General features: G+C 38.6%; 10 protein-coding genes. 1 reads left to right on the top strand and 9 read right to left on the bottom strand.

The features are described 5' to 3' along the window. Window positions 1-69 precede the first annotated feature (69 nt). From PR675_RS14245 to PR675_RS14210, 8 genes are all read right to left on the bottom strand, one after another. Window positions 70-474, bottom strand: a complete 405-nt coding sequence (locus tag PR675_RS14245; protein ID WP_004924000.1) for a ParB N-terminal domain-containing protein — start codon at window positions 472-474, stop codon at window positions 70-72. 24 nt (window positions 475-498) lie between these two features. Then, on the bottom strand, window positions 499-1,644 hold the full coding sequence (locus PR675_RS14240) for an ABC transporter substrate-binding protein (protein WP_060560765.1): 1,146 nt from the start codon (window positions 1,642-1,644) through the stop codon (window positions 499-501). Next, on the bottom strand, window positions 1,628-2,836 hold the full coding sequence (locus tag PR675_RS14235; RefSeq protein WP_060560766.1) for an MFS transporter: 1,209 nt from the start codon (window positions 2,834-2,836) through the stop codon (window positions 1,628-1,630). Before PR675_RS14235 ends, PR675_RS14240 begins: the two co-directional genes overlap by 17 nt. Continuing rightward, window positions 2,833-4,002, bottom strand: coding sequence for an NAD/NADP octopine/nopaline dehydrogenase family protein (locus PR675_RS14230; protein WP_060560767.1), 1,170 nt, complete (start codon window positions 4,000-4,002; stop codon window positions 2,833-2,835). The genes PR675_RS14235 and PR675_RS14230 overlap by 4 nt, the downstream gene beginning before the upstream one ends. 11 nt (window positions 4,003-4,013) lie before the next feature. After that, complete coding sequence (locus PR675_RS14225; RefSeq protein WP_004924012.1) at window positions 4,014-5,030, bottom strand: PLP-dependent cysteine synthase family protein; 1,017 nt, start codon at window positions 5,028-5,030, stop codon at window positions 4,014-4,016. Between the two features lie 8 nt (window positions 5,031-5,038). Then, on the bottom strand, window positions 5,039-6,442 hold the full coding sequence (locus tag PR675_RS14220) for a Y4yA family PLP-dependent enzyme (protein WP_060560768.1): 1,404 nt from the start codon (window positions 6,440-6,442) through the stop codon (window positions 5,039-5,041). A gap of 11 nt (window positions 6,443-6,453) precedes the next feature. After that, window positions 6,454-8,388: a TonB-dependent receptor gene (locus PR675_RS14215; RefSeq protein ID WP_272582773.1), complete on the bottom strand. Its 1,935-nt coding sequence runs from the start codon at window positions 8,386-8,388 to the stop codon at window positions 6,454-6,456. A 298-nt stretch (window positions 8,389-8,686) separates the two neighbouring features. After that, the gene (locus PR675_RS14210; RefSeq protein WP_272582772.1) at window positions 8,687-10,543 is read right to left on the bottom strand and encodes an IucA/IucC family protein; all 1,857 of its coding nucleotides are present in this window, start codon (window positions 10,541-10,543) and stop codon (window positions 8,687-8,689) included. Between the two features lie 207 nt (window positions 10,544-10,750). Between PR675_RS14210 and PR675_RS14205 the strand changes: the two genes are divergently transcribed. Then, a complete protein-coding gene (locus tag PR675_RS14205) occupies window positions 10,751-11,581 on the top strand; it encodes an HpcH/HpaI aldolase/citrate lyase family protein (protein WP_060560771.1) in 831 nt (276 codons plus the stop codon). Window positions 11,582-11,724: 143 nt separating this feature from the next. Here PR675_RS14205 and PR675_RS14200 read toward each other — a convergent pair whose 3' ends face one another. Continuing rightward, window positions 11,725-12,261 (bottom strand): TetR/AcrR family transcriptional regulator, encoded by a 537-nt coding sequence (locus tag PR675_RS14200; protein ID WP_072502652.1) that lies wholly within the window; start codon window positions 12,259-12,261, stop codon window positions 11,725-11,727. Between the last annotated feature and the right edge of the window lie 68 nt (window positions 12,262-12,329).

The following is a 12,329-nucleotide window of genomic DNA, read 5'->3' as shown; positions in this document are numbered from 1 at the left end:
AGAATTATTTAAAATTTAAATACATTAAATCCGATTATGCTTTTAACTGCATAATCGGATTTTTTATTTTTATCTTAACATGCTGAGATCAATACCAATTATTGGCAATGATGGTGAAAAGTAATGACACGTTGCTTTATAAGGAAGGAGTTTGTTTTGGTGTAAAATAACATCAAAAATTGTTTGTATATTATAAGGTTGATCTGAGTTTTGATGGTGTACTTTGACTCGTTCATCTTGGTAATTTAGTAAAATACAGGGGAGAAAAGTCAGATTTAACCGCTTAGCCACTTGATAGCGGTGGTTGCCATCCATAATAATGCCGGAGTTTATTTCGCAAGGAATAGGGGTTGTCCAAATACCCTCACCAATTATTTTTTTACTTAAATAGTCGACGTGGCGTTGATCCGTTTCTTCAGATGAGCAAAGAAATTGTATTGGCTTCAGTTCAATATGATAGGTATTGATAGTCATACCCCCTCCTTCTTACCAAGATGGTTATTTATCACCTAAACTTACAAAGTAACCAGGTTCATAGCTGATCGGTAAAAATTTATCGTAAAGCGCCTTAAATGTTTCATCTGCATTTAAATCTGGAAATAATTCGGGATGGAACCAACGTGCTAATTGTTGGATTGCAATAAAATCGTATGGACTATTATAAAATTGATGCCAAATTGCATAAAATTGTTGGTTTTTGACGGCATAACTTCCGGTATAAGCAGGCTTTTTTAGGTATTTTTTTAGCTTCGCTTTTGCCGCTTCCATATTTTCATTTGGCCCTAAACCAATCCAATCACCATTAGGCATAAATGATGAAAAGTTTGCACTGGTAACAACGACTTTATCAGGATTTGCGGCAATAACTTGCTCCGGATCCATCATATAAAATGTGTTAGGCGCATTTTTTTCACCGATATTTTCACCTCCGGCGAGTGAAACAAAACGCCCAAAGTTACCATTGCCAAATGTCAGACAGCATTCATCGGTATATCCACCAATGCGCTCAATAAAAATACGTGGCTTTTTAGGATTTTGGTTACTTAATACATCACTCACTCGTTTTAATTGCTTATCTCTAAATTCAATAAACTTTTCTGCTATTTCTTCTTTACCCCATAAAGTGCCGAATAGGCGCATCGTTGGCGTCGTATTTTTTAATGGGTTATAGCGAAAATCAATATAGACAATAGGGATCCCTGCTTTCTCTAATGCTTTATCATACCCTTGTTCTTCTATTGCTGTTTTTGCCTCAATATTCATGATGATAGCATCGGGTTGTAGCGCTAATGCTTTTTCAATATTGAGTGAACGTTTTTCAGTGCCGCCAAATGTGGGAATACGGTTTAGTTGAGGAAAATAAGTACTGTATTGTCGCCATGTTGCAGGATCTGACGTTTGCATATCATTCCCCATCGCAACAATACGTTTTGCTGGATTATCTTTATCTAGCATGGCGACAAGGTAGAGCATACGCCCTTCACCTAAAATGACTTTTTTTATGGGGGTATTTACGGTGACCTTTCTACCAAGTATATCTGTAACAACGGTCGGTTTTGCTGAGATTATTGTGGAAAATAATAACCCAAAAAGAATAAGTAAAAATTTAGCCATTTGCTGGTGTAGCCTATACTTTTTTTTCATATTGTTCCTTATTGATGATATGTTTTGTTAGTAAAATAATCGTGCTAAGGCATATTAGATAACCGACTGAAATATAATAAAAAAGCATATTGATTCCAGGGTAAATAATAAGAATACTGCCGAGAGAGATCCCCCCGATTGATGCAAATTGATTAATACTTTGCGATAAACCAAGTACATAACCTTGATGTTCTGCTGGCGATGCTGAGGAGATCAGTGCTGTTAAGATGGGAGTGGTCGCGCCTAGTAAAATTCCCCAAATAAAATAGAGTAAGGCAAACCAAATAATTGAAGCGTTTGCGAGACTGACAGCAATAGCCGCACAGCCAAAGATAATCCATCTTAAGCGTGTCAAAGAGGCAACAATGGATTGGTGTTCAAACCATTTAGCCCATAATTGAGCCGATAGGATCACCCCCATCGCTTGTAATCCATAAATAAGCCCTATTACCCAATAGTCTGTTGAATAGGTTTTTTCGATATATAAGGAGAAACTGGGCAGGGTGATAAGCCGGATCATTAATAATAACCCTGTAAGCAACATCAATTGTTTAACGATAGTTTGAGGGGAACCGTTTTTTTTCGTTGTATGGGCTGTTTTGGCGGGGGATAAAAGGGGGGAATGCTTATCTGATGGTAAAAATAGAAAAACAGCCACGGCACTTAGCATACAAAGCCACCCAGCCATCATATTGATCCAAAAGAAATTGAGATAATCTAAAATTAACCCGCCAGCCAGCGCCCCTAATAGAGAGCCTATATTGGTTGATATTTGTAGTAGGGCAAAGAGATGAGTCCGTTTTCTAGGGGCTGTCACCGCCACCCCGTAAGCTTGCGCTGGCGCTATATACCCCGCACATGCTCCTTGAATAAACCTTAATAGTAAAATTAACCAAGGGTCATTACAGAATGACAGTAAAATTTGGGTAATTGATAACCCAAGCAAGGCTCGGATTATCATTGCTTTATTCCCCATCCGGTCACCAGCTTTCCCCCAAAAAGTACTGGTTAGCATGATGCCAATCATGGGGGCTACATAGACCATTGTTAGGGCGAAAGGGAGTAGTGAATCTGAGCTGTTATTTTGCAAATGAATTGGCCAAAATGGCCCACTCATTTCCATTGCACCCATTGATATTATTTGAATACCGAATAAGAACCCAATAATCAGATGGTTTTTAAGCAATTTCACCGTTTAGCCACCCTATATTGAGTGAGGTCTATCTTGGTAAATATAGGGTGATGAATTTCAGGTTTTAGCCCTAAATAATCCATACACCAAGTGTAGATCTCTTGCATATAGGGAATAGGGATATTGAGATGCTTCCCTAAATTAACGAGTAAGCACAAACCATAAATAATATCTTCCTGAAAAACGCGATGGTTTTTATTGAAGACCCAGCCACCGCCTTCAGCCTTTATAAGAGGTAATTGAATACCATGGTAGGCCTTGTTTGAACGAAGAATTGACCATAGTGTTTTGGCATCCTCGATTTGTTCGGTATAAGCTTCTCGTAATTCTTCAATTAAAGGTTTTACGGTATTAAGTGAGATTGCCAATTCTTTGGTTAAATATTGGCAAATCGCCAGTCGCTCCTCATCACAGCGCTGTAAATAGTAAGCACCAAGTTCAGGGCAATCATTCCACCAGCACAGTGGAGATTCAAAATTGCGTTGATGCCATTGAGCGTAGGGGCCTATCAGCCCATAAATGACTGAGCTGTGCATAATAGGATTTGCGGGAGTAAGGGTTATTTCTAAGTAATTATCAAGAATGGTAATAGGAGCCGAGTATATTTCCGATAACCAACAATGGAGTTGGTTTTTATTTGTTTCATTTTCTCGATGATGAAACGCAATAAAGAGTTCAGATTTCTCACCACCGAAACAAACTTTTGTGCCAAGTTCTAAACCCCATGCAATATGAGGCACATCTTTCATGCCCCATATTACGACATTAGGTTTATCTTTAAAAAATTGTTCAGCAAGCCAATCAAAGCCATTTATACCGGGAATGGCGCCAATAAACACCGTGTGGGATGTCGATAAGTAGGGTGAGATAAAATTTAGCCAATTTGCTTGTTGATGGGAAGGAACAGTAAGAATAATTATATCGGCATGAGGTATGACGATTTGCGGTAAATTAGTTATTAATTCAATCGAATAATCAATAACTTTTCCATCATGATAGTGAACTGATAATTTTTGGTTCTGCTGCTGGTGGCGTTCGACGGTTATAGGATTTTGGGTAAGTAATGATGCCTTAACATGAGCGAAATGGCTAAACAGAGCAACCGCTAAATGACCGGTTTGGCCTCCCCCACAGACAACAACCTTGAGCTGTTTGTTATCTATCATCATGGTTTCCTCTAGTTAGCTTGCTCTAGTGGAATGGTATTCGTTAGCCAACGATTGAGTTGATGCGAAATCTCCTCTGAAATCAGGTTGCGAGCGCTTAACCATTGTTCGTTGAATATTGTATTCAGGTATTTTTCACCGCCATCAACAACAATGACCACGACATTGCCGCTAAGAATATCTGTATTTATATATTCTAAGGCTTTATAGACAATGCCTCCGGTTGACCCTCCTACTAATAAACCGTATTTGTTGGCGAGAAAACGGGTTGTTTCAAAAGCTTGGCAGTCAGAAACTTGAGCATTATGGTCAATACAACTGTAATCGAGCACTAAGCCTACGGTGTCCCCTTTTGGCGTCCCTGTTCCTGATTGATAATAGGGTTTGCCTGGGTTACCAAAAATAATTGAGCCTTCAGGCTCTACAGCGACGGTAATCGTTTGTGGGTTATGAGCCTTTAACCCTTGAGAGATGCCAGTAATAGAGCCACCTGTACCGACACAACCGACATAAGCATCAATTTTACCTATTTGCTCAATAAGCTCACAGACTAAAGCTGCATAACCTCCTGAATTAGCGGCATTATCTGATTGATTCAAAAAGGTTGCATTAGGCAGTTGAGATGCTAACTCGCTGGCAAGGCGTTGCCGTTCAACAACAGCCACTTCATCCTCTTGATAATCACCTGTAACATAGCGAATATCTGCGCCTAGCGCCTTCATAATAGAAATTTTGTCGGGGGCGGCATGGTGGTCAACAACCGCGATAAAATGCAAATCAAACTCGATTGCTGCCAGCGCGAGTCCTATTCCGGTATTACCTGATGAGGATTCGATAATAGTGCTTTTAGGTTTTATTTTTCCTGATTTAAGGCCAGCAATAACCATGTTTCGAGCCATTCTGTCTTTCATACTTCCCCCTGGATTGTTCTTTTCCATTTTTAGAAATAGAGCACTTTTTTTGTGGGGAACAGCGATACGTAAAACAGGTGTATTGCCGATCAAATCAGTGACTTTGCTGCTGATCATAAATATTCCTATTTGTTATCTTTGAAAAAAATAAACTGCCCATCATGATTTTCCAGTGCATACAATCGACAAGGAATAGGGTGCCGATGAAATTGATTTTCAAGTAAGTCCATTTGATATCCGGCTGTATTTATGAAAATGAGCAAATCACCGGCTTGAGGAAGGTGAGTAAATAAAATTAAGCGATGGGTGATCACATCATTTTCTAAACAGCTATGTCCTGCTATCCATACTCGGGTGGGGCGCTGTTTATGTTGTTTTGAGTGTGGTACTAAAACATGTAGTGGATCGAGTAAAAACTCTGAGTTAAACCAAGTTTCACAGGCACTAAAGCTACTGCCTTCAACAAAAATAATAGGATGTTGGAATTGCTGATTAACGCGCACAACTCGAAATAGCGATATTGCACTTTGATCGACTAAACATCTGCCGGGCTCTATCGTTAGTGTGATATGGTTTTTCTTAAGGTATTGAGAGATGGTTTCGTTTTCTGTGTATTGGGATGATAGGAATGTAGTTAACCATTGGGTGGCTGATTGTTCCCCTCCATAAGGGTAAAAATCGGTTGGTATACGGTTATTTTGGTAATATTGGCTCGTTTGATTATCTATCCATGATTGGTATTGCCTCGTTGAAACATATTGAACCGGTAGCCCGCCGCCAATATCAATGGTTTTAATTTCAAACCCCAATGACAGTGCTGATTTTATAAGTGGCTGTAATTCACGGAAAGCTTGTACGCGTGAAGTGCTTTTATAGCCACCTAAATGAAAATGGATACCTTGCCAAAGTAAGCCTGCATGCTGTTTGGCTAATTGAAGTGCCGTTATAAATGCAGCAGATTTCATGCCAAACCTAGAGCGGCTCATTTGTGGTTGATAGCGAAATAGAACCCTCGCGATGAATGATGTTCCTGATAATAGGTTGAGGATATCTTGTAATTCTTCAAGAGAATCAACGATAATCAGTGAGTTATGTAATATCAGTTTCCAAAGAAATTCATTGGTCTTCGCAGGACCAGTAGCACAAATTTTCTCTGGTGAAATCCCATAGTCATAGGCATCTTGCCATTCATGAAGGCTTGATACATCAACGCCAATACCTTCTTCAACGGCTATTTTGACTAGGATATTGGATTGGTTAACTTTCACGCCATACATAATGCGCCCTGTTACACCATGTTCTTGAAAAACAGCATTCAGTTTTAGAATATTTTGTTGCATGGTATGAGGGAAAATCACATTTAATGGGGAACCATACTGCTTAACCAGTTCTACCAGCCTTTCATTATTTTCAAAACATAGCCGTTTGACCTGCTCATCCATGAGCGGCGGTAATTCTGTTGGCGCTACGGTTTTGATAGATTGATAAGGTACCGATAAAAAATGGGTTAAGTTAGTTTGGTTCACCATGATTTCACCTCTTAGAAATCAACTGAAATAGAACCGAGTACGGTTCGCGGAGAGCCTTGAGCGAATGTGCTGTAGGAGGCTACACCAGACCAATAACGCTCATTTAAAATATTGGTGATATTTAGTCTCAACGTAACAGGCGTATTCGATATCTTAGTCTTATAGGCAGAGCCAATATCGACGGTTGTCCATGAAGGTATTGAATGAGTATTTTCTTTATTAACGTATTGACGAGTATGGTAATTGATATTGCCATTGATACTTAAACCTGAAACAGAAGGGATATCATATTCCGCACCAAAATTTGCGACCCAAGGGGAAACGCCAATCGGTTCATTTCCTTTATTTTGCCCAGATGCAGTTTTGGTGAGCTCTGCTTGAATATAAGTGACGCCGCCGGTTAAACGGAGAGAATCAAATGGCTTACCAGAGACACTTAGCTCAATACCACGATTACGTTGTTCATCGTTGGCAGAATAAATCAGGCTGTTAGGGTCTAATGACCCGCTTGGTTTACTGATTTGGAAAAGGCTCAGTGTTGTTATTGCGACGGGTTGTTCATATTTAACGCCTAACTCATATTGCTTAGAACGAAATGGCTTCATCATTTCGCCGCTATTTTTAGCATTAACCGGAGCAGTACTTCCTTTGCTGAGACCTTCAACATAATTCGCATATAGCGAGATATTATCAGTAGGTTTAAACAATAAACCGACTAATGGGGTAATAGTGGATTCATCATAAGTTGTTGAAAGAGCCCCTAAAGTAAAGCTATCAGATTTTATATTTTGATAGCGAATACCGGGGGTGACCATAAAGCTATCGTTAAAAAAGCCAATTGTATCGACCAATGAAACCCCTGAAAGTGTATTTTCGGAGCGTTTTGTTATTTCTGGGTAATCAGGGATTTGTTTATCAATATAAGTAGGGTGATATAAGTTGGTATTGTATGGCGTGCCTGCATTTGTACCGACATTATAACGATCAAAATAGCGGTTCCACTGTAATGCGAGTTGATGAGAGGTATTTCCTGTCATGAATTCACTTTTGATACCAGTGCCAACAGAGTAACGCTGGGTTTTGCTTTGAAAATTCATGATATATGTGGAGATATCCCCTTGATCATTAAGGACGGTGTAGGTTTGTTCATTAACCCGATCGATACGGGTTCGAGCACCACCAATATCCATAAATAATGAGGTATTGCTTAGCACATCATATTCCATATGTAATAAGGCGGAATCATCATTGGATTTCCACCATGTCCATGGGCTAGCTAAATTGGTTTTCCCACTAGGCGCAGGTGGAACAACCCCATTTTCCCCTAAAAAAAATGGACGATTAGTCGCATTCATATTTTGGTTTTGAGTAATGAGATCCAATGAAGCGCGAAAGCGTTCACTAGAATAATCTAGCGCGATAGCACCGACGCCGAGCCGACGGTCTTGATGGTCAACGGCAGTATTACCATTGGTGTAACTTCCATTCACGCGAATACCAAAATATTGGTTATTCCCTAGGTCATATAAACGGCCAACATCTAATTTACCACCTAACTGAGAGTCACTTAGATATTGGGCGGTTAAGCGAGTGATAGGTTGCGCACTGGCACGTTTGGTTACGACATTGATAACACCACCAACCCCCCCTTCAGGTGACATACCATATAACAGAGATGCTGGTCCTTTTAGAATATCAACACGTTCAGCGTAGTCTGCTAATAATTGAAAGTTAGGGGATACACCATAGATACCATTAAGCGCAAACTCACCGATATTACCTTCCGTTATAGGGAAGCCTCGAATATATAATGAGTCAAGTAGTCCACCTTTAGAGCTACTAATTTGTATCGAAGTATCGTGAGAAAGAATGTCTGAAATTTGTTGTGCTTGTTGTGATTCTAAATAAGCCGAATTGTAATTAGTGATATTAAAGGGAATATCCATAATATCGTTATCCCCTAATAGCCCCGCTTGTATTGATCTTGAAGAAAAAAGGTTAGGCTGTAGGTTATTATTACCCTTAGCTGATACGATGATACTATCTTTGCTGAGCTTATTATCTGATTTAGCAAAAAGGGTATTAGGATAAAAGAATGAAATTACCACACAAAATAAAGAGTGATAGGTAATTTTATGTTTTGCTATGTCTTTAAATGGTATAGTTAATAATTTATTTTTCATATTGAATTAGTCGTTTTATTCGCTTTATTTACAAGGAAGGAAACAAACTTAGTATTACCTTCTATTGAAATAATAAAAATGGATTCGTTAAACCATGTTGTATTCGATAATTAATATATCGTTGGATATGCATAGTGAGTAGTGAGCAAGTTTGCCAAGGTGAATTCATAAATATTTCATATTCTTGCCTCCAAAAACTTTCATCAATTCGAGGCTTAACTGATTCAAAAATATATTGAGTTATATTTTTTAATTCCCTCCAAAGCTGGTGGTTAGTTAAGCGGTAAAAACGAGTAATATGGACAGCTAGTTCATGTAAATGGCTTACAAAACAAGCGTCAATCAAAAAACTCCGTACAGGTTCTATATCCTCTTCAAAAACGGTCGGTAAAATACCGGGCCAAGAGTAGGCTTGTAATTGATAGCCTTGTTGGTGCAATAGGGGTAAAAAGGCTCGGCCATCACCATAGTCACGGATTAAACATTTTTCTGGGATACCTTCTGATGTGAAGAGTACTTGGGTATTTTGCTGATGAGCTTCAAGAGCAATGCCATATATCAAATACATAGATATAACAGGCTCTAAAATAACTTTTGTATAGCTGCGGAACCATTCACGAGGAGTTAATCCTGATTTTTCAATGAGTTCAGTGAAAATCGGTTTTTGTTGATTTGGTAAAGCAGTAAAGAGTGTTGCAACCGTGATAGGCAATAAATTGTCACTTCTTTCATAAGAATTCGTGCAACGAAATACGACAGAAAGAAAGCGCCCAGCTGAATCATCTTGTTCAATGGCATGTCGGTAGTGGATACCGAGATCTTCACGTAGAGATTCTAATTTCCCATGAAAGTTTTTCTCTTGTTTTAAGATGGTATCGATTAACTGACTAATTCTAGGCCCCATATGGATGGATTTTGCTTGCAAGCTACGCATTTCACTTGTCATCCAAACTGCGATGGGTAATTTAACAAATGCCTTATTAGTGGCATCTGTGGGGAGCATGGTCCTAAAGGACATCGTCGGTTTGGTCTCTAATTGAGGCCCATCAATAAGCAGTATTTCATCTTGAATGAGTTCTGCTGCTTGCTCTTTTACCCAATGATTTAAGTGCCAGGGATGAATGGGTAATGGAAGCCATTGTTGAGGATCCCTACCTTGCTGCCCAAGCCAATCACACCATTGTTGACCAGTAAGTGGAAATTGTTGAAGAAACCAGAGGTGAATATTAGCGACATGCGGCAATGCTTCAATATAGGCCATATCTCGGCGTAGAGCTGCGACAGTAAGATTCACCGTAGCATTAAATTCAGGAGAGTAAGCCATAACATCTTTGGCTTTCATGTTTGGTCGGCTTTTCCATGTTGGATAATAGGGATGCCCTTCAAGTGAGCCCCATTGGTCGAGAAACAAAGCCGCATCGCGGATACTGTATTTATGAACGACCCAATCAGTTAAGTCATTAAAACCGTATTTAGACATTTGTTGGCTAATATCGTGTGACCAATTAATGCGGAAGTTGCGTGCATTAATGTCATTATCGACACTGTTTTTTATATCATTTTTTAATTTATTTAAATTGTTAGGGGTAAACGCTATATTTAAATCTTCTTTTAATATATCAAGCATGTCATCTATCGTTTGAATAATTTCCTTTTGATTGTTTTTATCGATTATATAAATATTTCCATAACTTAATACGGTATTGGCAGGGTATATATCTACATCGGTGAAAAGGATTTTAAATGATGATGTTATGGATTGATAAATATATCCACAATAATCAAAATCCCAATAAAATTGTTTTTTATCAATCAGTTTTTCTGCAAACAAGCAATGAATTAAACGCCTAAGGCTATTATGATGAGAAAATTCAGCATTAATATTTAAAACATTTGTTTGTTTAGGGGTATTCGTCATGATTAGCCTCTTATAGCTATGAGAACGAATTAATTAATGATGAATATCATTAACTAGAAAAATAATTTTGAATACTTGAAAGATATTGGTAATAAAGTTAGCATTGCCGAAAAAAATAGTAAATGAGAATTATTGTTTTTTTTATTCTCAATTGAGATGTAAGGGAAAATAATATGTTATTCAAATGATTGATTAGGAAGGTTCACGATGACTAATTGTTCTGTAACTTATTTATTTGTACCCGGAGATCACCCTCAATTCTTTGATAAAGCGTGTATTAGTGGCTCAGACGTGTTGATTTTAGATTTGGAGGATTCAGTCCATCCTTTACATAAATCTCTTGCTAGGCAGGAAGTTATGGATTGGTTACTCCATTATCCAAGAAAGGAGGTAACGCAAAAAATAGCCATTAGAATTAACCAGCCAAATAGTATTGAATATGATCAAGATATTGATTGGCTAAAGAAAAATAACTTATTCATCTATTTATCTCACCTTGTTATACCTAAAGTTGAATCTGTAGCGATGATCAACGATGTTAAAAAACATCTCTTTGATAATCCGCAACTATCGATGATTGCTATCATTGAAACGGCATGGGGGTTACACCGTGTTTATGATATCGCACATTCAGGTGTTGAGCGCCTTGCATTCGGCTCTTTAGACTTTTCTCTTGATATGCAGTGTGACATGTCTCGTGAATCACTGTTGTTTGCAAGAACACAAGTGGTGCTTGCTTCTCGCCTTGCAAATCTTTTAGCTCCTATTGACTGTGTCACACCAGATATTGATGATTTGGCTGCTTTAGAGCAAGAGTGTTTGCATGCTAAAGCTCTTGGTTTTACAGCAAAATTAGCTATTCATCCCAATCAAATTGCTATTATCAAGCGATCGTTTGATATAACACAGCAGCAGCTGGCTTGGTCAAAAAAAGTATTACAACAATCTCAAGAGCAGTACGCCTTTAAAGTGGATGGCAAAATGGTAGATTTACCTTTAATTTTGCAGGCAAAGAAGTGGCTAAATACCCACAAATAAAAATACGCCTAATTTGCTTACCGTTTCTGGCATCATTCCCGTCCATTTATTTCGTCGTAATGAAAAATAGCGATTTTTTGTATCTCTGTATCGATACAACGAACGATTGTTTTTTTATAGGATAAGTTCCTAGGTTTGTCACGTTAGCCTAAAAAACGTGACATATCATGGAACATCTCTTGCCACTCGTTTTCGTCTATTTCCATCAAACCAAAATAGCGCAACATAAAGGCGCCCTCGGTAGCAAGAAACATCAGCCGAGCGCGTTTGCCATGCTCTGTTGAGGTGTCTATATGGCGCAATCTATCACGATACCAAACACGGGTACTTTCTAAGTATTCAGGGGTTTGTAGTAAAGCTGCCATTAATGCTGCCCCCTTCGCCATCGCGACTTTGTCATGTTCATAGGTTGCAAGCCGATGGGCATTAATACGATTTTCTGGGGAGCTGTCTTTTTCAATCTCACGGTTAAATATTTGCTCATAGGTATAACCCCAGCGTTCAAACATTGCATCGATTAAGGCATCTTTGTTACCAAAACAGTATTGAACCCCTCCTTTAGAGATCCCCATGGATTTTGCGACTGCATCAATCGTCAGAGCAGCAGCACCTTGGTTAAGTACGATGTTTTCAGCGGCATCGAGCACTTTATCTCGATCGATAGTTCGTTGACGTCCCATTTAACAAAAACCTCTTTTCAATACATACGTATGGATTTATATTGTAGCACGATCATGAATAAATAGTG

This window comes from Providencia sp. PROV261 (genome assembly GCF_028477945.1).
GTDB lineage: Bacteria > Pseudomonadota > Gammaproteobacteria > Enterobacterales > Enterobacteriaceae > Providencia > Providencia stuartii.
Note: the sequence above shows the minus strand (reverse complement) of the source record. Positions and strands in the feature narration are given on the sequence as shown.

Bases quoted from the DNA above. Each gene is read 5' to 3' on its own strand.
- PR675_RS14225 (WP_004924012.1), bottom strand. From the start codon at position 5,030: ATGATCAGCAGCAAAGTCACTGATTTGATCGGCAATACACCTGTTTTA.
- PR675_RS14220 (WP_060560768.1), bottom strand. From the start codon at position 6,442: ATGGTGAACCAAACTAACTTAACCCATTTTTTATCGGTACCTTATCAA.
- PR675_RS14230 (WP_060560767.1), bottom strand. From the start codon at position 4,002: ATGATAGATAACAAACAGCTCAAGGTTGTTGTCTGTGGGGGAGGCCAA.
- PR675_RS14205 (WP_060560771.1), top strand. From the start codon at position 10,751: ATGACTAATTGTTCTGTAACTTATTTATTTGTACCCGGAGATCACCCT.
- PR675_RS14210 (WP_272582772.1), bottom strand. From the start codon at position 10,543: ATGACGAATACCCCTAAACAAACAAATGTTTTAAATATTAATGCTGAA.
- PR675_RS14240 (WP_060560765.1), bottom strand. From the start codon at position 1,644: ATGAAAAAAAAGTATAGGCTACACCAGCAAATGGCTAAATTTTTACTT.
- PR675_RS14200 (WP_072502652.1), bottom strand. From the start codon at position 12,261: ATGGGACGTCAACGAACTATCGATCGAGATAAAGTGCTCGATGCCGCT.
- PR675_RS14245 (WP_004924000.1), bottom strand. From the start codon at position 474: ATGACTATCAATACCTATCATATTGAACTGAAGCCAATACAATTTCTT.
- PR675_RS14215 (WP_272582773.1), bottom strand. From the start codon at position 8,388: ATGGATATTCCCTTTAATATCACTAATTACAATTCGGCTTATTTAGAA.